This is a genomic window from Thioclava sp. NG1, assembly GCF_003122275.1.
Taxonomy (GTDB): Bacteria; Pseudomonadota; Alphaproteobacteria; order Rhodobacterales; family Rhodobacteraceae; genus Thioclava; species Thioclava nitratireducens.
Map to the genome: position 1 here is coordinate 317,837 of NZ_QFBB01000002.1, position 18,945 is coordinate 336,781.

Consider the following 18,945-nt stretch of genomic DNA (forward strand, 5'->3'; position numbering starts at 1 on the left):
GACGGAGGAGAGGCCCCGATGATCCTGAGCTGTGGTGAGGCACTGATCGACATGCTCCCGCGCGAGAGCGCGCAAGGCGAGCCGGCCTTTGCGCCCTATCCCGGAGGAGCGGTGTTCAATACCGCGATCGCGCTGGGGCGGTTGGGTGCGCGCTCGGGTTTCCTGTCGGGGCTGTCGGAGGATCTGTTCGGGCAGATGCTGGTCCACTCACTCTCTGATAGCGGCGTCGATGCGGGGCTCTCGGTCCGCTCGGACCGGCCCACGACGCTGGCCTTCGTGACGCTCACCGACGGCCATGCGAGCTACGCCTTCTACGACGAGAATACCGCGGGTCGCATGCTGAAGATCGAGGATATGCCTGCGATCCCGGCAGAGGTGAAGGCGATGTTCTTCGGTGGCATCTCCCTGCCGGTCGAGCCCTGCGGCGCGGCCTATGAGGCGCTGATGCTGCGCGAGGCGGAGAGCCGCGTGACGATGATCGACCCGAATATCCGTCCCGGTTTCATCCGCGACGAGACGGCCTATCGCGCGCGGCTTGAACGGATGTTCGCCGTGGCCGATATCGTGAAGGTCTCGGACGAGGATCTGCGCTGGATCGAAGGGCCGGGCACCATCGCCGATCTCGCGCGCGGGCTGCTCGCCAAGGGGCCGAAGCTGGTCTTCGTCACCGAAGGCGCGACCGGCGCGCATGGCTTCTCGAAGCACTGCGAGGTGTTCGTGCCCGCGCGAAAGGTCGAGGTAATCGATACGGTCGGTGCAGGCGACACATTCAACGCTGGCGTTCTGGCGGCGCTGGATCGCGCCGATGCTCTCGACAAGCGCAAGCTTGCAGGAGCCGAGGAAGAATTGATCTCCGACTGCCTCAAGCTGGGCGTGGCCGCCGCTGCGGTCGTCGTCAGCCGGGCAGGGGCCAACCCGCCCTGGTCGGACGAACTGGCATGAGGGCGCTGATCCAGCGGGTCTCCGAAGCCTCGGTCACCGTCGACGGCAATCGCATCTCCGAAATCGGGCCCGGCCTTCTGATCCTGTGCTGTGCGATGCAGGGTGATGACGAGAAAGTGGCCGAGAAACTTGCAGAGCGGGTCTCGAAACTGCGCATCTTCAAGGACGAGGCGGGCAAGATGAACCGCGCGGTGGGAGATATTGGCGGCGCCTGTCTGGTGGTCAGCCAGTTCACGCTGGCCGCTGACACCTCGCGCGGCAACCGTCCCGGTTTCTCTGCCGCCGCACCGCCCGAAGAGGGCGATCGGCTGTATCGGCATTTCGCCCGGCACCTCGAATCTCTGGGCCTGCCGGTCAAGACCGGGGCGTTCGGCGCGGATATGAAAGTGGCGCTTCTGAACGACGGGCCGGTCACGATCTGGATGGACAGCGCCGACCGTCCGTGAACGTCGCTGGGGCAGTCTTGCTCCCCTGAAAATCGCGGGCTATTGCAGGCCATGGCCAAGCTCTACTTCCATTATTCCACGATGAACGCGGGCAAGAGCACGATCCTCTTGCAAGCCTCCCACAACTATATCGAACGCGGGATGGAGACGTTCCTCGTGACCGCGCGGCTCGACAATCGCGCGGGCGACGGGCGCATCGCGAGCCGGATCGGCATCGGTGCGGAGGCGGCCTGTTTCACCGAAGAGACCGATATGTTCGCGCTGATCGAGAAGCGCTTGGCGGACGGCCCCTGCGCCTGCATCTTCGTGGACGAGGCGCAGTTCCTGACCGAGACGCAGGTCTGGCAGATCGCCCGCGCGGTCGATGACCTGCGCGTGCCGGTGATGTGCTACGGGTTGCGCGTGGATTTTCAGGGCAAGCTGTTCCCCGGCTCGGCGGCGCTGCTGGCGCTCGCCGACGAGATGCGCGAAGTCCGCACGATCTGCCATTGCGGCAAGAAGGCCACGATGGTGGTGCGGATGGGCCCGGACGGACAGGCGCTGCGCGATGGCGATCAGGTGCAGATCGGTGGCAACGAGACCTATGTCAGCCTCTGCCGCCGTCATTGGCGCGAGGCGATGGGAGAGGCCTAAGCCTCAGATCTTCTCGACCACGACCGAGCCCACCGAATAGCCCGCCCCGAAAGAACAGATCAGTCCGATCTCGCCCGGTTTGAAATCGTCGGAATATTTCGAAAACGCGATGATCGAGCCGGCGGAGGACGTGTTGGCGTAATCCTGCAGGATATTGGGCTGCTCGCCCGGCTCGGGATCGCGGCCAAGAACCTTCTTGCCGATGAAGTCGTTCATCGATTTGTTCGCCTGATGGAGCCAGAGGCGGTGCAGGTCCTCGGTCGCCACGCCAGTCTCGGTGAGGTGGTCGTGGATATGGCCCGCCACCATCGGCAGCACTTCCTTGAAGACCTTACGGCCCTCCTGCATGAACTGCATGTCGCGGCGGTCGGCCACGCCATCGGGCCGGGTGCGGCGCAGGAAGCCGTTATTGTTGCGGATGTTGTTCGAGAACTCCGTCGCGCAACGGGTGGAACGGATCAGGAAGCCATGTGGCGCATCCTCGCGCCGTTCGATTAGTGTCGCGGTCGCCACATCGCCGAAGATGAAATGGCAATCCCGGTCGCGCCATTCGAGATGGCCCGAGGTGATTTCGGGGTTCACGACCAGCGCGCGCCGCACGGAGCCGGTGCGGATCATGTCGGCGGCGGCCTGAATGCCGAAAGTGGCCGAGGAACAGGCGACGTTCATATCGAAAGCGAAACCGCCCGCGCCGAGAAGCTTCTGGATCTCGATCGCGATGGCGGGGTAGGCGCGTTCCATGTTCGAGGCCGCGCAGATCACCAGATCGACGTCTTCGCCCGTGCGACCCGCCATCTTCAGCGCCTTGTGGCAGGCATCGAGCGCGATCTCGGCCATGATGCCGGGTTCGTCATCCGAGCGCTGGCGCAGGCGCGGATACATGCGCGTGGGGTCCAGCACGCCTTCCTTGTCCATCACGTAGCGCTGCTCGATCCCGGAGGCTTTCAGGATGAACTCGACCGAGCTATGCGGCTTGGCCTCGATCTCGCCTGCGGCGATGGCCTCTGCGTTCTCGGCGTTGAACAGATCGGCATAGGCGTTGAATGCTTCGACCAGTTCGGCATTCGTGATGACGTGTTCCGGCGTATAGACCCCGGTCCCGGTAATGACGGCTTGATGCATCGGATCCTCCTTGGCAGAGCCTCCCGCCAAGGAGGTGAAAGGTCAAGACGACACGCGATTGGGCGGCGTGTTGCCGTCACGAAAGGCGATGAGATTGTCGACCGCCATGTGGCCCATGTCGTCGCGCACCTCAAGAGCGGCGGTGCCCAGATGCGGAAGCAACGTGACGTTATCCATCTCGCGCAGGGTCTCGGGGACGTCGGGCTCGCGCTCATAGACGTCAAGGCCCGCGCCCGCGATCACATTGCCCTGCATCGCCGCCACCAGTGCCGCCTCGTCGACGATATCGCCGCGAGCGATATTGATGAGATGCGCATGTGGCTGCATCTTCGCGATCTCGGCGGCGCCGATCAGGTGATGCGTGGCGGGGCTCGCCGGCACCGCGATTACCACGAAATCGGAACTGGTGAGCAACTCGTCCTGGCTCACATGCGTCGCGGGGAAGCCCGGATCGACGGGGGTGCGCTTGGTGTAAGCCACCTCCATGCCGAAGCCGAAATGGCAGCGCTTCGCAATTGCCGTGCCGATGCGGCCCAGACCGATGATTCCGACTTTCTTGCCCGAGACGTGCTGGCCTAGGAATTGCGTCGGCGTCCAGCCGGTCCACTCGCCGCGCCGCACGAACCGCTCGCCCGCCGAGGCGCGCCGTGCGCTCATCAGGATCAGCATCATCGCGATATCGGCGGTGGCGTCCGTCACCGCGCCCGGCGTGTTGGTCACCGTGATGCCCTTCGCCTCGGCGGCGGCCACGTCGATATGGTTATAGCCGACCCCGAAGTTGGCCACGATCTTCGCGCGCGGGCTGCCCTCGAAGGCCGCCGCCGTCACCTTGTCGCCAAGCGTGACGAGAAGCGCGTCATACTCGGCCAGAGCCGCGCGGGTTTCCTCCTCGGTCATCGGCGCGGCCCCGTTGCGGAAGGTCACGTCGAATTCGCGCGCCACGCGGGCCTCGACTTCGTCGGTCAGCTTGCGGGTCACGAGGAGCTTCATCAATACATCCTCCCGCCGATCGGGACGTCCTTGTCGGGCGTCAGCAGCACGACCTCGCCCGCCTCGTCCGGCACGCCGAGCACCAGTGCCTCGGACATGAACGGCCCGATCTGGCGCGGCGGAAAGTTGACCACGCCGAAGACCAGCTTGCCGACCAGCTCCTCAGGCGCGTAATGCACCGTGATCTGGGCGGAGCTTTTCTTCACGCCGATCTCCGGGCCGTAATCGACCCAGAGCTTGATCGCGGGCTTGCGCGCCTCGGGGAAGGGCTCGGCCTGCGTGATCCGGCCGCACCGGATGTCGACCTTCATGAAGTCGTCGAAGGAGATGGTCATTCCCCCAGCTCCCGGTTGCGCGCGATATTCGCGGCGACCGCTTTGCGCATCAGGGGCGGCATGCCGGTCTCGGGGTCCATCAGAACCTCGAGCGCCGCTGCCGTGGTGCCGCCGGGCGAGGTGACGTTCTCGCGCAGCTTCGACGGGCTCTCGTCGCTATCCTCGGCCAGTTGCCCCGCGCCGCCCACGGTCGCCTTGGCGAGCCGCAGCGCCAGGTCGGGATCGAGCCCCTCGGCCTCGCCCGCTGCCGCCATCACCTCGATCAGGTGGAAGACATAGGCCGGGCCCGAGCCGGAGACGCCGATTACCGCATCCATCTGGCCCTCGTTGTCGAGCCGCACCACCTGACCCACGCCGGTCATCAGCGCATCCGCCGTGTCGAGATCGTCGCTCGTCGCGTTCGGATTGCCGACGATCGCGGTCACGCCACGGCCGATCGCGGCGGGCGTGTTGGGCATGGCGCGCACCAGACGCGCCTGCTTGCCCAGCATCTTCTCGTAGCCCTCGATGGTGATCCCCGCGGCGACGGTGACGAACAGAGTATCGCCTTCGGCCATGGCGGACAGCTGCGGCAGCGTGTCGGCCATCATCTGCGGCTTCACCGCGACGAGGACGACAGCCGGGTTGTCGGGCAGTTCGGCGTTGAGATTCACGCCGGACTCTTTCAGCCAGTCGGATGGATTCGGATCGACCACCCAGACCGAAGCTGCGGGCAGACCGCCCTTCAACAGCCCCTGAAGGATCGCGCCGCCCATGCGTCCGCAGCCCAGAATGACGAGGCCGCGGTCGGAAATGTTATCAAAGCTCATGCTTCCCCCTTTGGTTCGGGGGGAGATTAGGCGCGCCCGTAGGCCTCCGCAATGGCCACCTGCATCGCGTCTTCGGGAGTGCGCTCGCCCCAGGTCGCCAGCTGGAAAGCGGGGTAGAACCGCTCGGAGGACACGACAGCCGCGCCGATCAGCCGGTCGATCTGCTCCGGCCCGGGCATCTGCCCGCCCGATAGCACCAGCCCGTGCCGCCAGACCATCAGCCGCTGATCGGGCCAGAAGGTGAAGGCGCCGGTCCAGACCCGGTCGTTGATGCGGTTGAGAAGCTCGTAGAGCGCGCCCTCACGGGTCGCGGGCGGATCCATCTCGAAAGTGGAGATCAGCCGCAGGGTTTCATCCATCGGCGACCAGGCGAGGGTGATCGAGTAAGTCCGCCACTGACCCTCGACCGCCATTGCGATCTGGTCATCGGTAACCCGGTCGAATTCCCATTCATGGGCTTCGGCCAGCGTCTCGACGATGTCGATCGGGTGGAGTTCCTCGGCGTACAGATAGTCTTCGCTCAGTGCCATGCTCGTATCCCCCTGCCTTTTTAGATGCCCGGAGTGCAGCTCCCCTAGGGCTTGTCGGCTTTACAAGGAACGGCGGTAGCAGCCGCCTTTCCCTACAACATATCGTGTAGGCAGGTTTGCGTTCTGTAAAGCAATTTGTGGTGGATAAGCCGGGCGGGTGCCACGAAATCTGGGGATAGTTCATCCACAAAGCGGGGCCATTGGCTGGCTCTCTTCCGCTAAGTGTTTGAGATCGCTTTAAAACACAAAAAGCGCCCGAAGGTCGGGCGCTTTTAGAGGCGGTTTGGTGGAGCCTAGGGGGATCGAACCCCTGACCTCGTCATTGCGAACGACGCGCTCTCCCAGCTGAGCTAAGGCCCCGTACCGTGGCGTGGTATTTCGCGCAAGGCGCGGGCGTTGTCAAGCGGCCCGCCCGCGCCGCACGCTAAAATTTCTGCCGATCCGCTTTATGCGGGCACCGAGATTTTCGACTTCACGAAATTGACCAGATCGCCTGCCGGGCGCGCCCCTGCGGCACGGGCGACCTCGCGGCCTTTCGCGAACAGGATGAAGGCGGGAATGCCCTGAATCCGGTAGCGTTGAGTCGCGGTAGGGTTCACCTGCGTGTTGATCTTCGCGAGCCGCACATGGGGTGTCAGCTTCTCTGCGGCCATGTTGAACTGCGGCGCCATTGCCTTGCACGGGCCGCACCACGGCGCCCAGAAATCGACCAGCAGCGGCAGGTCGTCCTTCTCGGCCTTGGCGAGCGTCTTGAAATCTACTTCCGTCACCTTGTGCGAAACGAGCCATCCGCCGCAGGTGCCGCATTTCGGGTTCGCGCCCAGCTTGCCGGCGGGAACGCGGTTGGCCTGTCCGCAATCGAGGCAGGTCACACGATAGCTTTGAGAGGATTGGGTCATGTCACCCCTCCTTTACATTGGGTTGAAAGATATATCGGGAACCCACTTCGGCTTTGCAAGGAGACGACATGACGCGCTGGAAAGAGCTGAGCCCCGAACGCCAGATGGATCTTCGCGCCGCCTATGACATCGAAATGGCGCGGCAGACCAATACCTGCTCGATTGACGAGAAGATTGCGCGCTTCGCCGAATGGCTCGCGCCGCAGGGCGTCGCCTTCGGGATGGAAGACTTGGCAAAAGGCTGATCTCTCAGCGGCCCTTCAGGTAGAAGAACACGCCCGCCACGATTAGTGCAGCAATCACTGCCAGTGCGATCTTCCATGCCGACCACGGGCGATCCCCGCGCACGCGGCCCGTCTGGGCGTTGACGACGAAGCGGTAGGAGCGGCCGCGGAACTTGTACGCGGCGGTCCAGATCGGTAGCAGGATATGCTTGAAGGTTTCGGCCGAGAACTGCGGGTCCATCGCGCCGATCCGCTGCTCGTCGCCGCCGATATCGCGACGGATGTCGGTCTGGATGACGCGGATCATCTCTGCCTGCGCGGCATGATGGCCCTCTTGCAGTTGCACGGTGTAGCCCTCGGCGGTGAAGCCCGCGAGGTAATCGCGCCGGTAGGGTTCGAGTGCCGTCAAATCCCAAGGGCGCAGCGCCTGCACGTACTCGGGCGGCAGCGAGCGCGCGGCGTAGATCACCACATCGTCGAAATCGCGCGCGACCTGACCCGAGACCGGGGTCCAGCGGATGCGGCGGACCTGCTCGGTGCGGGGGCCCTTGTCGGTCTGCACCGTGCGCGTGACGTAGTAAGCATCGCCGCGCTGCCCGGAATAGCGCGTGCGGGTGGCGGCATCGAAGGTCCAGAAGGGCGCGTAGATGCCGGTCATGCGCCGGCCTTTGCGGGCATATTGCGACAGCCCGTTGGGCGCGAACCACAGCGAGCCGAGCCATTTCGAGAGCGCCGCGCGCGCCTGTTCCTCGGTCAGTTGGAAGGGGAGCACGCCTTGCGGCTTGATCAGCCGCGTCGTGCCGGTATCGACCACCACCGGCGTCGCGCAGAACGGGCATTCGGTCGCGTGCTCGCCATTCTGCAGCTCGATCGAGGCGCCGCAATTGGGGCAGGAGACGGTGCGGTGCTCCTCCATCTCCTGCGCGGGCAATTCGCGGGTCAGCGCATCGTCGAGCGGCAATTCGCGCAAACGGGCCTCACCGCGCCCGGTGGCGGAGGGAATGTCCTGCACATGGCCGCAGTGATCGCAGACGAGCCGCGTCTGGCCCGGCGCAAACCGCAGATCGGCGCCGCAGCTTTCGCAGTGATAGTGGCTCTCGCCGCGTGGGTCGGCAGGGGCGGCAGCTGCGCTCCGCCCCACTTTCGGGAAACCCAGCATCGGATCAGCTCGCAGCAGGCGGGGGCGGGGGCGGTGCGATGGTGAAGAGCTGCGCCAGTTCGGTCACGTCCTCGGCGCGCATCCAGCCGTTCTGACCCGGCGTCCAGACGAGACTGTCACGGGTGAGCGAGCCTTCCGAGACCATGCGTCCCAGATGGCCGCGCCCGAAGGGCCCCTGCGTCTGGCCGTTGACCGCGAGATGCCAGACCTTCTCGACCGGCGGCGGGGGAGGGGGCGGGGGTGCGGCGGCGGCGGGTTGTTGGCCCATCTGCCCCCACGGCCCCATCTGCTGACCCATCGCCATGCCCATGCCCGCGCCCATTCCGGCCCCCATCGCCGCGCCCATCCCGGCGGAGGCGCCCGAGCCCGGCTGCCCCATGGCCTCCGCGGCATTATATTGCATGTAGCGGTTCAGATCGCCCACGATGCCCATCGAGGTGCGCTTGTCGAGAACCGCCTCCACCGCTTCGGGAAGTGAGACGTTCTCGATGTAGAATTCCGGCAGCTCCAGCCCGTAATTCGCAATGGTGGGTGCGATCGCCTTGGTGATCACCTTACCCATGTCCGCGGTGTTCGCCGCCATGTCGAGGACCGGGATGCCCGAGCTGGCGATGGCGCGCGAAAACTCCTGCACGATCACGTTGCGCAGCTGGTAGCTGATCTCGTCCGAGGTGAACTCGCCATCGGTGCCGACGATCTCGGTCAGGAACTTGCCCGGATCGGTGACGCGCATCGAATAGGTGCCGAAGGCGCGGATGCGCACCGGGCCGAATTCGGGATCGCGCGCCATGACCGGGTTCTTCGTGCCCCATTTGAGGTCATTGAACCGCGTTGTGTTGACGAAATAGATTTCGGACTGGAAGGGCGATTTGAACCCGTGATCCCAATGCTGAAGCGTCGTCAGAATCGGCAGGTTGTTCGTCTCCAGCATGTAGAGGCCCGGACCGAAGATATCGGCCAGCTGCCCCTCATGGACGAAGACGGCGGCCTGCCCTTCGCGGACGGTCAGCTTGGCGCCATATTTGATCGCATGGCCCTCACGTTCGAACCGCCAGACCATCGTGTCGCGGGTGTCGTCGGTCCAGCCGATGACGTCGATGAATTCGCCCGAGAGGAAATCGAGAATGCCCATGGATGCGGTTCCTTCTTGGTTCTCAGCTTGCGCCGCCCAGCAATTCGGCGGCGATGGTGGTGACGATCGGGCGGGCCTCGCGCTCGGTCATGCCGGGCTTCAGGCGCGGATCGTAAAGCATCTGCAGCAGCAGCTCGTCATGCTTGGTCAGCAGCGAGAATTCCTCGTCATCGTTGAAGATCGAGGGCCGCGCGCGCGGATAGTCATTCGCGAGGCCGAGCCCCTGAGCCAGCTCCTCGTGGATACAGCTGGTGCGCAGTTCCGGCGGGTGCTCGCCGCGGATCACCGCGACCGCGTCGGTATAGATCGGGCTGTCGCCCTGCGAGAAGGCGAAGACGACACAGTAGGTGGACAGCGGCAGGTTCGTGATCGCCTCGACGGAACTTTCATCGATCCCCGGCACGAGTTGTCGCAGGCGCGGGCCGATCGCGCGACGCTCGTCTTCGTTGAGGAACAGCACGTGGAAATTGCCGCCATGCTTTACAACGCTGACCGGATGGCGCGAGGCGCTCGCGAGCTTGCCCGCATAGGCGCGCACTTCGGCGACATCCGAGGCGCGGTCGGTCTTGGGAATCGAGGCGCCGAAATCGACGTCCATCCGCACCGGTTTCTCCCAGCGCCGCAGCCGAGAGGGGGTCTGGCGGGCGACGAACCCGCCGCCCTGCGCCGCGTATTCGTCGTAGAGCGCGATATGGATAAAGTTCTGCACCAGTTGGCGCTGGTTGAACGGTGCATCGCGCGGCGCGACATCGGTGCGCAGCTGGCCGCGGCTTTCCATCTCGGCGGCGGTCTTGGCGAAATAGGCAGACATCTCTCGCGACAGCGCGCTCTGCTCCGTGACCTTGGAGCGGTCGAGATCGGCTGGCGCGCTGGGCGGGCGCGCGGTCTTGTCCGGTGCGAGCGGCGAGCCGCCCAAGCCCGGCGTGCAGGCCGAAAGGGCCAGCGCCGCCAGCCCTGCAAGAACCGGGAAAGCCGCACGCATCCGCATCATCCCGCAGCTCCGCCGGCCTGTGCGGAGGATTTCGCCGCGGACAGGGTGTTGCGCAGCTTGTCTTCCATCTCGATCAGTTCCTTCTCGGCATCGGCCCGCTTGCGCTTGCCTTCGTCGGCGATGCGCAGGCTGTCTTCGATCGTGGCGACCAGATCGGCATTGGCCGCTTTCACCGCCTCGATGTCGAAAACGCCGCGTTCCATTTCGGTGCGGATCTCGGCATTGGCTTCGCGCAGGTTCTTGGCGTTGGCGGTCAGCAGGTCGTTGGTGAGGTCATTCGCTTCGCGCACGGCGCCCGCCGCCTCGCGCGAGCGCTGGATCGTGACCGCCTGCGCCAGCTGAGTCTCCCAGAGAGGCACCGTGTTCACCAGCGTCGAGTTGATCTTGGTCACAAGGCTCTTGTCGTTTTCCTGGACCAGCCGGATCGAAGGCAGCGACTGCATCGTCACCTGACGCGTCAGTTTCAGATCATGCACCCGGCGTTCCAGATCGTCGCGCGCGGCGCGCAGATCGCGGACTTCCTGTGCCTTGAGTACTTTCTGATCTTCGGAAGCGGCTTCCATCTCTGTTTCTTTTGCAGGGATTTCCTGCGTGTCGAGCTGGGCCAGCTTTTCAACGCCCGCTGCAATGTAGAGGGCGAGCTCGTCGTAGAAATGCAGCGTCTTGTCGTAGAGCATATCGAGCGATTTGATGTCCTTGAGCAGGTTATGCTCGTGGCTCAGCAACTCGTCGGTGACGCGGTCGATCTGGCCCTGCACCTCCTCGAAGCGGGCGACAAAATTGCCAAACGGAGCGGCGCGGCCCAGCAGTTTCTCCCACCAGCTGCGCTTGCGGCGTACATCGAGTTCCGACACCGAGAAGCCGCGGATCGTGGTGACGATCTGGCGCAGGCTGTCCCCGGCGGGGCCGACATCCTTGTTCTTGACGCCCGAGAGCATTTCCTGGCTGATCGATTGCAGATCGGTCTGCGCGCGCGAACCGAAGCGGACGATCGAATTCGTGTCGCTCATGTCCAGCTCGGCCATGCGCTTGCGGATTTCCTCGGCGGTTTCCGGCGGAGCCTGATCGAGCGGGGTCACCGCCTCTGCCGGGCCCGGCTCGGGCAGCAGGGAGCCGCTGACACCTTCCACTTCGGTCATCAGCTCGGTCGCCTTCTGGCGGGTCGTCTCGGTCATCTCAGGGCCTCCTTGCGCCTGTCGGGACAGGTCCCGGGGTCACGTGTCACGTCACGCCTCGTCATGTCTTTCGGGTCGTCGGCACGACCCCTTCGCGCGCCAGCCGGTCGCGCAGAACGTCGATCTCGATTTCCAGCCCTTCGCGGCCGTCCTCCAGCATCTTCCTGGTGCGCGCGGTGAAATTCGCCTCCAGATCATCCAGCAGCGCCGCGTAATCGTCGCGTGCGGTCTGATCGCGGGTGTTGCGCCACAGGTCGGCGAACTTGATCGTCGCGTCGCGCGCGCCCTGCAGATAGACCGTCATGTAGCGCCGCGCCTGCGCCAGATCGCCGGGGTCTTCCTCGACCGCGCGGAACAGATCGCGGGCAGTGGTGGCGAATTGCTCGACCCGGCCGATCAGGACACGCTCGCCCGAGGGGGTGATCGCCTTGCGCATCTCTTCCAGATAGGCCTCGCCCTCCTTGACCACGCGGGCGACGCGCTCTTGCTGAAATTCGTCGACGCCGTCCATCCCCTTGTCCTTCAGCGGATCGAGACCGAAGGCCACGAGCGAGACAACGGTGCCGATCGCGCCGATCCCGGCGGCTCCGATCACACCGAGGCCGGGCGCTTGTGCGCCGATGGCGAGGCCCAGCCCATAGGCGACCGAGCCCAGAATCTTCCGAGGAAAGGCGGGCCGCTTGGCTGAGGCGCGGGCGACATAGGCGAATTCCGCCCGCAGCCCCTCGCGGATCGTCCAGGCGGCGCCCGCGATCAGCGCGAAAGCCGCGAGCGCGCGGGCCAAGGTGAGGGGCCCGCCGCCGAAAGCGCTCAGCAGAAAGGGCAGGGCGGCGGCCACGATCCAGAACGGACGGCCTTCCTGGGGGTGGCGAGCATCGGGACGGCGATGGGGAGGTATGCTGCGGGGATCGTGCAGGTCGGGCCCGCTGGCCGGACCTTGGGGCGAGTATTTTCCGCCATAGCGTTGAGCCATCACACGCTCCCGGTGAACGCGACCGACAGCGTCAGCGCGATCATCAGCCAGAAAGCGATTCTTTTTTGCGCTTCGCGCGACATCGCCAGCCCCTGCCATCGGACGCGAATTCCGGCGTCCTGATAATATTTTATAAGCAGGCTGGCGGGTCTATGCCAGAGAGACGGTGTGAAATTCGCGTAAACCCGCCGAGGAAAAAAGTGAGGGGAAAACCACGGCGGTTTTCCCCTCACTCAAAGCGTGTTTTCGCCGGTCAGTCGCGGTTGCCACCACGCGGCTTGCCGCCGAAGGGCTTGCCGCCGGGTTTTCCGCCCGGCTTGCCGCCATGCGATTTGAAGCCGCCGGAACGTGCGGGCCGGTCGCCGCGCGCGTCGCCGTGGGATTTGAAGCCGCCCGAACGCGGTTTCCCGCCCGGTTTGCCACCATGCGATTTGAACCCGCCCGAGCGGGGCTTGTCGCCGCCACGGTCGTCGCGGCCCGCTTCGTCGCGGTCCCGGCTGAAGCGCGCCTTGTCGCCGAACTTCCCACTGGGCTTGCCGCCGAACTTCCCGCCGGAGCGGTCATCGCGGTCGCGGTTGAAGCTGGGCTTGTCGCCACGCGGCCCACGATCCGGACGGTCTCCACGATCCTTCGAGAAACGCGGCCCCCGATCGCCGCGCTCGCCTTCATCGCGATGCGACTTGAAGCCACCGGCCCGCGGCTTGCGTGGCCCGTCGCGGAACGGGCGATCCTCGCGCCCGCCCTCGTCGCGGTCCCGGTTGAAGCGCGGCTTGTCGCCACGCGGCCCGCGATCCGGGCGGTCGCCCCGGTCCTTCGAGAAGCGCGGCCCACGATCGCCGCGCTCGCTCCGATCACCGCGGTCGCCCTCGTCACGATGCGATTTGAAGCCGCCCGTGCGCGGCTTGCGCGGACGATCCTCACGGCCGCCTTCGTCACGATCCTTGCGGAAGCGCGGCTTGTCATCGCGGCCGCCGTCATCGCGATCCCGCTTGAAGCGCGGCTTGTCGCCCCGGTCCTTGCGCTCGCCGCGCTCCGGGCGATCCCCACGCTCCTTGCGCTCGGGCTTCGCTTCGCCGCCCACCGGCTTGTCGTCGAGCAGGCCGCCCAGCTGGTCGCGCAGCATCTTGCGCTTCACTTCCATGACGTCGCCTGCCTTCATGTCCATCAGACGGAACGGACCATAGCTGATCCGGATCAGGCGGTTCACCTGGAAGCCGATCTCGGTCATGGCGCGACGGATTTCGCGGTTGCGGCCTTCACGGATGCCCACGGTCAGCCACGCATTCGCGCCCTGCTGACGGTCGAGCGAGACCTCCATCGGCAGGAATTCTTCGCCGTCGATGGTGATGCCTTGGCGCAGCGGCTCGAAGCTCTGCTCGGTCGGGCGGCCATTCACGCGAACGCGGTATTTGCGCAGCCAGCCGGTCTCGGGCAGTTCCAGACGGCGCTTGAGGCCGCCGTCATTGGTCAAGAGCAGCAGGCCTTCGGAGTTGAGGTCGAGACGGCCCACGTTCAGCACGCGCGGCATGCCTTCGGGCATTTCGTCGAAAATCGTACGGCGGCCCTGTTCGTCCTTCTCGGTCGTGACCAGACCCAGCGGCTTGTAATAGAGCCACAGCCGCGTCTCCTGCGGTGCGTCGATCGCCTTGCCGTCGATGGTGATCTTGTCCGAGGCCGCCACGTCGAGTGCGGGCGAGTCGATCTGCTTGCCGTTCACCGCGACCTTGCCGGCGAGGATCATCTTCTCGGCGTCGCGGCGCGAGGCCACGCCGGAGCGCGCGATCACCTTGGCGACGCGTTCTTTCGCACCGGACTTATCGGCGGATTTCGGGGCGGAATTTTCGGGAGTGTCGGTCATGTCCGGTTCCTTCTAGGGGAGGGGGCGCGCGAGGCGCTCGGGCGCGAAAGACCGCGATCTACACCTTTCCGAGGCGCGTGGGAAGCGTCTTGATAAGCGCGGGTTTGCAGGCGATGAAGAGCCATGGAATTCCGCTCTTTCATGCAACAGGCGCTGGCAGAGGCGCGCGAGGCGGCCAAGCGCGGCGAAGTGCCCGTCGGCGCGGTCGTCGTCTCCCCTGACGGTAGGGTGGTGGCCTCTGCGGGCAACCGCACGCGCGAGCTGGGCGATCCGACGGCCCATGCCGAGATTCTCGCGATGCGCGACGCCTGTGCGCAGATCGGCTCGGAGCGGCTGCCCGGTTACGACCTCTATGTCACGCTCGAGCCCTGTCCGATGTGCGCCTCGGCGATCTCTCAGGCCCGGATCGCGCGGCTCTATTATGGCGCGGCCGATCCGAAATCGGGCGGCGTCGCGCAGGGGCCGCGCATCTTCGCGCATCCGCAGAGCCACCACGTGCCGGAAATCTACGACGGCATCGGGGCGGCGGAGGCCGAGGCGCTCCTGAAGGATTTCTTCGCAGCGCGCCGCTGAGCCTCGCCCGTCTGGACGCGTCTACTTTCATGTGGCATATCAAGCGTATCGCAGGCCCGAGGGGCCGCGATCCCCTATATCGAAGACGACCAGAAGGAGCGGGAATGCGTTCGGCATTGCGTCTGCGCGAAGGTGGCCTTGCGGCCTATCAGCAAGAGATGAAATGGGTCGCGCTCGCCCTCGGCATCGCCTCCACCATTGCCATCGTGCAGAACTGGTACCCGCTCAACCTGTTTCTCAGCCTGCCATTCTGCCTGATCTGGGCCTATCACGCCTGGCTGCATACAGAGCGCCAGCTGAAATATCTCAACATCATGTTCACCGGTTTCTACCTCTACGGGATCGCGCGCTATTTCCTGATGTCGCAGGGGCAGGGCTGAGGCGCGGGTCTTGTAACCCCGTCGGCCAGCGGGGATAGTCGCGCAAGACATTCGGGGATGATTTCATGAGCGACGAGAACAACAAGATACTCGAACAGGCGCGCCAGTTCATTGAGGCGATCCCGCATTCCCGCGCGCTGGGAATGGAGATGGACGAGATCCGCCCCGGCTGCGCGACCCTATCGATGCCCTATGACACGCGCTTCGTGGGCGATCCGCGCACCGGCGTGATCCATGGCGGCGCGGTCTCGGCGCTGATGGATACCTGCGCGGGCGCCGCCGTAATGAGCCACCCGCAGGCGGGCGCCTCTACCGCGACGCTCGACCTGCGCATCGATTACATGCGCCCCGCGACGCCCGGCCAGCGGATCACCGCGCGGGCCGAATGCTATCACGTCACCCGCTCGGTGGCCTTCGTGCGTGCGACCACCCATGACGAGGACGCGGAGCGCCCCGTGGCGACTGCCACCGGTGCCTTCACCGTCTCGCGGCCCGACAAACCCAAATCGGAGGGCCAGGCATGAGCCGTCCCAAGCCCGAACCCGTCCAGCAGGTCAAGCAGCGCCGTGACGGCGCGCTCAAGATGCTCGTCGAGGGCATTCCTTACGCGCAATTCCTCGGCATCGGTTTCGACCGGCGCGGCGACGAGCTGACTGGTGTTCTGTCCTATGATGACAAGCTGATCGGTAACCCGATGCTGCCCGCGATCCATGGCGGGGTGACGGCGGCCTTTCTGGAGGTCACCGCGATCATCGAGCTCAGCTGGTCCTACCTCTGGGACGATATCGAGGCGGGGCGGATCGATTTCGACGCGCTGACGCCCGAGAGCCTGCCGCGGCTGCCCAAGACGATCGACTTCACGGTGGATTACCTGCGCTCCGGCCTGCCGCGCGACGCCTATGCGCGGGCGCGGGTCAACCGCTCGGGGCGGCGTTACGCCAGCGTCCATGTCGAGGCGTGGCAAGACAACCGGACCCGGATCTTCGCGCAGGCGACCGGACACTTCCTGATGCCCGCGCGGGACGATACCTCCGCCAATGGCTGAGATTACCCATGCGCGGGTCCTGAAGATCGCGCTGCCCATCGTCCTCTCGAACGCCACGATCCCTATCCTCGGCGCGGTCGACACGGCCGTCGTCGGCCAGATCGGCCTGCCCGCGCCGATCGGGGCGGTGGGGATCGGAGCGGTGATCCTGTCCTCGCTCTACTGGATCTTCGGCTTCCTCCGGATGGGCACAACGGGGCTGGTGAGCCAAGCGCATGGGACGGGCGACACGAGCGAGGTGTCCGCCGGGCTGATGCGCGCGCTGATCATTGCGGGGATCGCCGGGCTGAGCCTGATCGTGCTGCAATTGCCGCTGTTCTGGGCAGCGTTCCAACTGGCCCCGGCGAGCGACGAGGTCGAGGGTCTTGCCCGCGACTACCTGCAGATCCGCATCTGGGGCGCCCCGCTGACGATCTCGCTTTACGCCTTCACCGGCTGGTTGATTGCGCTGGAGCGCACGCGCGGGGTCCTCTTGCTACAGGTGGCGATGAACGCGTTGAACGTCGGGCTGGATCTTCTGTTCGTTCTCGGCTTCGGTTGGGGCGTGCAAGGCGTAGCCGGCGCCACGCTCATCTCCGAAATCGGCGGTGTGCTGCTGGCGCTTTGGCTGTGTCGCGCTGCCTTTGCGGGAGGGCTGTGGCGCGCGCGCGCGATCTTCGACCGCGTGAAACTGGCGACTATGGCGCGGGTGAATACCGACATCATGCTCCGCTCGATCCTGCTGCAGGCGAGCTTCACCTCCTTCCTGTTCCTCGGCGCGGGGCAGGGCGATGTGACCCTCGCGGCCAATCAGGTGCTGCTGCAATTCCTGCAGATCACGGCCTTCGCGCTGGACGGGTTCGCCTTCTCCGCCGAGAGCCTCGTGGGCCAGGCCGTGGGCGCGCATTCCGCGGCACGGCTGCGCCGGGCGAGTATCGTGTCCTCGCAATGGGGGATCGGTGGCGCGCTCGTGCTGGGCGCGGTCTTCCTGCTCGCAGGCCCTGCGATCATCGACCTGATGACCACTGCGCCGAATGTCCGCGTCGAGGCGCGCGATTACCTGTTCTGGATCGCTGCCGCGCCGCTGATCGGGGGACCGGCCTGGATGCTCGACGGCATTTTCATCGGGGCGACCCTGACGCGCGAGATGCGCAACGCGATGGTCGTCTCGGTCGCGATCTACACGGTGGCGCTTTTCGTGCTTATCCCGCTTTTCGGCAATCACGGGCTCTGGGCCGGGCTGATGATCCTCAACGCCACGCGCGGCCTGACGATGGCGCGGCTCTATCCCCGGGCCGAGTCGAAAGCTTCATCCGGGTAGAGGCGCGGCCCCTCTGACTGCGCCCCGCCTCTCCCTTCCCCTTGGGAGAAATATCCCGGGGGTGAGGGCGAAGCCCGAGGGGGCAGCGCCCCCTTCAGACGGTATCCAGGTAAAGCTCGGTCTGTTCCTGATCCGAGAGCTCCGCCATGTAATGCAGCTCCTGCCGCTTGGTCATGGCGAAATTGGTGATCAGTTCGCGGTCGAAGATGCGCGGCATGATCTCGCAATTCTGGAAGGCGTCGATCGCCTCTTCCCAGTCGGTGGGCATCTGCGGCAGGTCGAGCGCATAGGCGTTGCCCTTGATCGGCTCGGGCGCTTCCATCTTGTCTTCGATCCCGATCAGCGCCGCGCCCAGGATAGCGGCGATCATCAGGTAGGGGTTCACGTCGCCGCCCGCCACGCGATGCTCGATCCGGCGCGCCTGCGGGCCAGAGGCCGGGATACGCAGCGCTGAGGTGCGGTTCTCGTAGGCCCAGGCGATCCCAGTTGGCGCATGGGCGTCGGGCACCAGCCGGTCATAGCTGTTCTCATGCGGCGCGAAGATCAGCGCCGAGCCCGACATCGCAGCCAGACAGCCGGCGACCGCGTGGCGCATCTGATCCGAGCCCTGCGGCGTGCCGTCGTTGAAGATGTTGCTGCCCTCGGCGTCGAGCACGGAGAAATGCATATGCATGCCGTTGCCGGGCCATTCGTCGTACGGTTTCGCCATGAAGGACGCGGCGAAACCATGCGCGCGTGCCAGCCCTTTCACCAGCATCTTGAACAGCCAGCTGTCATCGGCGGCCTTCAGCGGGTCGGGTTGGTGGCTAAGGTTGATCTCGAACTGGCCGGGACCCGCTTCGGAGATCGCGGTATCGGCGGGAATATCCATCGCCTCGCAGGCGTCGTAGAGCTGGCTGAAGAAAATGTCGAACGCGTCGAGCGCGCGCAACGATAGCACCTCGCCGCCGGTGCGGCGTTTGCCCGAGCGCGGCGAGGGCGGCACCCGCAGGGTCTTGCCGCTATCGTCGATCAGAAAGAATTCCAGCTCGGTCGCGACCACGGGGGTCAGCCCCAGAGCCTTGTAGCGTTCCACGACGCGGGCCAGCGCCTGCCGGGGATCGCCCGCATAGGGCGTGCCGTCCATGTGGAACATCCAGATCGGCAGCAGCGCCGTCGGCGCCGAGAGCCACGGCATCGGCAGGAAGCCCCGCTCTGTCGGCATCAGAAGGCCGTCGGCATCGCCGGATTCGAAGACGAGCGGGCTGTCTTCGACATCCTCGCCCCAGATGTCGAGGTTCATCACCGAATAGGGAAAGCGCGTCCCTTCGGTGAAAACCTTATCGGCGAAGCGGGCCGGCAGGCGCTTGCCGCGCGCCACCCCGTTGAGATCGGCCGCCGCCACGCGGATCGTGCGAACGTCGGGATGGTCGTGCAGCCAGTTCATGTG

Annotated in this window: 22 protein-coding genes and 1 tRNA gene; 9 read left to right on the forward strand and 14 right to left on the reverse strand. The window is 65.5% G+C overall.

Annotation, left to right across the window (positions count from 1 at the left end):
* Positions 1-18: 18 nt before the first annotated feature.
* The 3 genes from DEM26_RS04600 to DEM26_RS04610 are packed head-to-tail and all read left to right on the forward strand — an operon-like array spanning position 19 to position 2,021.
* Entirely contained in the window at positions 19-942 is a 924-nt protein-coding gene (locus DEM26_RS04600) for a carbohydrate kinase family protein (RefSeq protein WP_088721930.1), read from the forward strand.
* A complete protein-coding gene (gene dtd / locus DEM26_RS04605) occupies positions 939-1,388 on the forward strand; it encodes a D-aminoacyl-tRNA deacylase (protein WP_109171809.1) in 450 nt (149 codons plus the stop codon). The genes DEM26_RS04600 and dtd overlap by 4 nt, the downstream gene beginning before the upstream one ends.
* Positions 1,389-1,439: 51 nt before the next feature.
* Positions 1,440-2,021: a thymidine kinase gene (locus DEM26_RS04610; protein WP_075776167.1), complete on the forward strand. Its 582-nt coding sequence runs from the start codon at positions 1,440-1,442 to the stop codon at positions 2,019-2,021.
* 3 nt (positions 2,022-2,024) lie between these two features.
* Here the strand turns inward: DEM26_RS04610 and DEM26_RS04615 are convergent, their stop codons facing one another.
* The 7 genes from DEM26_RS04615 to DEM26_RS04645 form a co-directional block, all read right to left on the reverse strand.
* Entirely contained in the window at positions 2,025-3,143 is a 1,119-nt protein-coding gene (locus DEM26_RS04615) for a beta-ketoacyl-ACP synthase III (protein ID WP_109171810.1), read from the reverse strand.
* A gap of 42 nt (positions 3,144-3,185) precedes the next feature.
* The gene (locus DEM26_RS04620; RefSeq protein ID WP_109171811.1) at positions 3,186-4,133 is read right to left on the reverse strand and encodes a 2-hydroxyacid dehydrogenase; all 948 of its coding nucleotides are present in this window, start codon (positions 4,131-4,133) and stop codon (positions 3,186-3,188) included.
* Positions 4,133-4,468, reverse strand: a complete 336-nt coding sequence (locus tag DEM26_RS04625; protein ID WP_075776164.1) for a tRNA-binding protein — start codon at positions 4,466-4,468, stop codon at positions 4,133-4,135. Before DEM26_RS04625 ends, DEM26_RS04620 begins: the two co-directional genes overlap by 1 nt.
* On the reverse strand, positions 4,465-5,277 hold the full coding sequence (gene proC, locus DEM26_RS04630) for a pyrroline-5-carboxylate reductase (protein ID WP_109171812.1): 813 nt from the start codon (positions 5,275-5,277) through the stop codon (positions 4,465-4,467). Before proC ends, DEM26_RS04625 begins: the two co-directional genes overlap by 4 nt.
* A 26-nt stretch (positions 5,278-5,303) precedes the next feature.
* Positions 5,304-5,807, reverse strand: a complete 504-nt coding sequence (locus tag DEM26_RS04635) for a YbjN domain-containing protein (RefSeq protein ID WP_075776162.1) — start codon at positions 5,805-5,807, stop codon at positions 5,304-5,306.
* A 284-nt stretch (positions 5,808-6,091) separates the two neighbouring features.
* Positions 6,092-6,167 (reverse strand) — tRNA-Ala (locus tag DEM26_RS04640).
* A gap of 86 nt (positions 6,168-6,253) precedes the next feature.
* Complete coding sequence (locus tag DEM26_RS04645) at positions 6,254-6,706, reverse strand: thioredoxin domain-containing protein (RefSeq protein ID WP_109171813.1); 453 nt, start codon at positions 6,704-6,706, stop codon at positions 6,254-6,256.
* A 68-nt stretch (positions 6,707-6,774) separates the two neighbouring features.
* Here DEM26_RS04645 and DEM26_RS20315 point away from each other — a divergent pair, with 68 nt between their 5' ends.
* Positions 6,775-6,951, forward strand: a complete 177-nt coding sequence (locus DEM26_RS20315) for a hypothetical protein (protein WP_158275078.1) — start codon at positions 6,775-6,777, stop codon at positions 6,949-6,951.
* Positions 6,952-6,955: 4 nt separating this feature from the next.
* On the opposite strand, the gene DEM26_RS04650 is transcribed toward DEM26_RS20315, so the two are convergent.
* The 6 genes from DEM26_RS04650 to DEM26_RS04675 form a co-directional block, all read right to left on the reverse strand.
* Positions 6,956-8,089 (reverse strand): zinc ribbon domain-containing protein, encoded by a 1,134-nt coding sequence (locus DEM26_RS04650; protein ID WP_233243023.1) that lies wholly within the window; start codon positions 8,087-8,089, stop codon positions 6,956-6,958.
* A gap of 4 nt (positions 8,090-8,093) precedes the next feature.
* Entirely contained in the window at positions 8,094-9,221 is a 1,128-nt protein-coding gene (locus DEM26_RS04655) for an SPFH domain-containing protein (RefSeq protein ID WP_075776160.1), read from the reverse strand.
* Between the two features lie 22 nt (positions 9,222-9,243).
* Positions 9,244-10,209: a DUF2927 domain-containing protein gene (locus tag DEM26_RS04660; RefSeq protein ID WP_088719404.1), complete on the reverse strand. Its 966-nt coding sequence runs from the start codon at positions 10,207-10,209 to the stop codon at positions 9,244-9,246.
* Positions 10,209-11,387, reverse strand: a complete 1,179-nt coding sequence (locus DEM26_RS04665; RefSeq protein WP_088719071.1) for a toxic anion resistance protein — start codon at positions 11,385-11,387, stop codon at positions 10,209-10,211. The genes DEM26_RS04660 and DEM26_RS04665 overlap by 1 nt, the downstream gene beginning before the upstream one ends.
* Before the next feature lie 61 nt (positions 11,388-11,448).
* Entirely contained in the window at positions 11,449-12,360 is a 912-nt protein-coding gene (locus DEM26_RS04670) for a 5-bromo-4-chloroindolyl phosphate hydrolysis family protein (RefSeq protein WP_109171814.1), read from the reverse strand.
* 253 nt (positions 12,361-12,613) lie between these two features.
* On the reverse strand, positions 12,614-14,218 hold the full coding sequence (locus DEM26_RS04675; protein WP_109171815.1) for a pseudouridine synthase: 1,605 nt from the start codon (positions 14,216-14,218) through the stop codon (positions 12,614-12,616).
* A gap of 123 nt (positions 14,219-14,341) precedes the next feature.
* Here DEM26_RS04675 and DEM26_RS04680 point away from each other — a divergent pair, with 123 nt between their 5' ends.
* From DEM26_RS04680 to DEM26_RS04700, 5 genes are all read left to right on the forward strand, one after another.
* Entirely contained in the window at positions 14,342-14,791 is a 450-nt protein-coding gene (locus DEM26_RS04680) for a nucleoside deaminase (protein WP_088727013.1), read from the forward strand.
* A 104-nt stretch (positions 14,792-14,895) separates the two neighbouring features.
* Positions 14,896-15,171: a peptidase gene (locus DEM26_RS04685; RefSeq protein ID WP_075776154.1), complete on the forward strand. Its 276-nt coding sequence runs from the start codon at positions 14,896-14,898 to the stop codon at positions 15,169-15,171.
* Between the two features lie 65 nt (positions 15,172-15,236).
* The gene (locus DEM26_RS04690) at positions 15,237-15,695 is read left to right on the forward strand and encodes a PaaI family thioesterase (RefSeq protein WP_109171816.1); all 459 of its coding nucleotides are present in this window, start codon (positions 15,237-15,239) and stop codon (positions 15,693-15,695) included.
* A complete protein-coding gene (locus DEM26_RS04695; RefSeq protein WP_075776152.1) occupies positions 15,692-16,216 on the forward strand; it encodes a PaaI family thioesterase in 525 nt (174 codons plus the stop codon). Before DEM26_RS04690 ends, DEM26_RS04695 begins: the two co-directional genes overlap by 4 nt.
* The gene (locus tag DEM26_RS04700) at positions 16,209-17,516 is read left to right on the forward strand and encodes an MATE family efflux transporter (RefSeq protein ID WP_109171817.1); all 1,308 of its coding nucleotides are present in this window, start codon (positions 16,209-16,211) and stop codon (positions 17,514-17,516) included. The genes DEM26_RS04695 and DEM26_RS04700 overlap by 8 nt, the downstream gene beginning before the upstream one ends.
* A 94-nt stretch (positions 17,517-17,610) precedes the next feature.
* Here the strand turns inward: DEM26_RS04700 and DEM26_RS04705 are convergent, their stop codons facing one another.
* Complete coding sequence (locus DEM26_RS04705; RefSeq protein WP_109171818.1) at positions 17,611-18,942, reverse strand: glutamine synthetase family protein; 1,332 nt, start codon at positions 18,940-18,942, stop codon at positions 17,611-17,613.
* Positions 18,943-18,945: the final 3 nt, after the last annotated feature.

Excerpts from the sequence above, each read along its gene's own strand:
- DEM26_RS04705 (WP_109171818.1), bottom strand. The coding sequence starts at position 18,942 with ATGAACTGGCTGCACGACCATCCCGACGTTCGCACGATCCGCGTGGCG.
- DEM26_RS04610 (WP_075776167.1), top strand. The coding sequence starts at position 1,440 with ATGGCCAAGCTCTACTTCCATTATTCCACGATGAACGCGGGCAAGAGC.
- DEM26_RS04675 (WP_109171815.1), bottom strand. The coding sequence starts at position 14,218 with ATGACCGACACTCCCGAAAATTCCGCCCCGAAATCCGCCGATAAGTCC.
- DEM26_RS04615 (WP_109171810.1), bottom strand. The coding sequence starts at position 3,143 with ATGCATCAAGCCGTCATTACCGGGACCGGGGTCTATACGCCGGAACAC.
- DEM26_RS04665 (WP_088719071.1), bottom strand. The coding sequence starts at position 11,387 with ATGACCGAGACGACCCGCCAGAAGGCGACCGAGCTGATGACCGAAGTG.
- proC (WP_109171812.1), bottom strand. The coding sequence starts at position 5,277 with ATGAGCTTTGATAACATTTCCGACCGCGGCCTCGTCATTCTGGGCTGC.
- DEM26_RS04620 (WP_109171811.1), bottom strand. The coding sequence starts at position 4,133 with ATGAAGCTCCTCGTGACCCGCAAGCTGACCGACGAAGTCGAGGCCCGC.
- DEM26_RS04600 (WP_088721930.1), top strand. The coding sequence starts at position 19 with ATGATCCTGAGCTGTGGTGAGGCACTGATCGACATGCTCCCGCGCGAG.
- DEM26_RS20315 (WP_158275078.1), top strand. The coding sequence starts at position 6,775 with ATGACGCGCTGGAAAGAGCTGAGCCCCGAACGCCAGATGGATCTTCGC.
- DEM26_RS04670 (WP_109171814.1), bottom strand. The coding sequence starts at position 12,360 with ATGGCTCAACGCTATGGCGGAAAATACTCGCCCCAAGGTCCGGCCAGC.
- DEM26_RS04650 (WP_233243023.1), bottom strand. The coding sequence starts at position 8,089 with ATGCTGGGTTTCCCGAAAGTGGGGCGGAGCGCAGCTGCCGCCCCTGCC.
- DEM26_RS04700 (WP_109171817.1), top strand. The coding sequence starts at position 16,209 with ATGGCTGAGATTACCCATGCGCGGGTCCTGAAGATCGCGCTGCCCATC.
- DEM26_RS04690 (WP_109171816.1), top strand. The coding sequence starts at position 15,237 with ATGAGCGACGAGAACAACAAGATACTCGAACAGGCGCGCCAGTTCATT.
- DEM26_RS04645 (WP_109171813.1), bottom strand. The coding sequence starts at position 6,706 with ATGACCCAATCCTCTCAAAGCTATCGTGTGACCTGCCTCGATTGCGGA.
- dtd (WP_109171809.1), top strand. The coding sequence starts at position 939 with ATGAGGGCGCTGATCCAGCGGGTCTCCGAAGCCTCGGTCACCGTCGAC.
- DEM26_RS04655 (WP_075776160.1), bottom strand. The coding sequence starts at position 9,221 with ATGGGCATTCTCGATTTCCTCTCGGGCGAATTCATCGACGTCATCGGC.
- DEM26_RS04625 (WP_075776164.1), bottom strand. The coding sequence starts at position 4,468 with ATGACCATCTCCTTCGACGACTTCATGAAGGTCGACATCCGGTGCGGC.
- DEM26_RS04695 (WP_075776152.1), top strand. The coding sequence starts at position 15,692 with ATGAGCCGTCCCAAGCCCGAACCCGTCCAGCAGGTCAAGCAGCGCCGT.
- DEM26_RS04680 (WP_088727013.1), top strand. The coding sequence starts at position 14,342 with ATGGAATTCCGCTCTTTCATGCAACAGGCGCTGGCAGAGGCGCGCGAG.
- DEM26_RS04660 (WP_088719404.1), bottom strand. The coding sequence starts at position 10,209 with ATGCGGATGCGTGCGGCTTTCCCGGTTCTTGCAGGGCTGGCGGCGCTG.
- DEM26_RS04685 (WP_075776154.1), top strand. The coding sequence starts at position 14,896 with ATGCGTTCGGCATTGCGTCTGCGCGAAGGTGGCCTTGCGGCCTATCAG.
- DEM26_RS04635 (WP_075776162.1), bottom strand. The coding sequence starts at position 5,807 with ATGGCACTGAGCGAAGACTATCTGTACGCCGAGGAACTCCACCCGATC.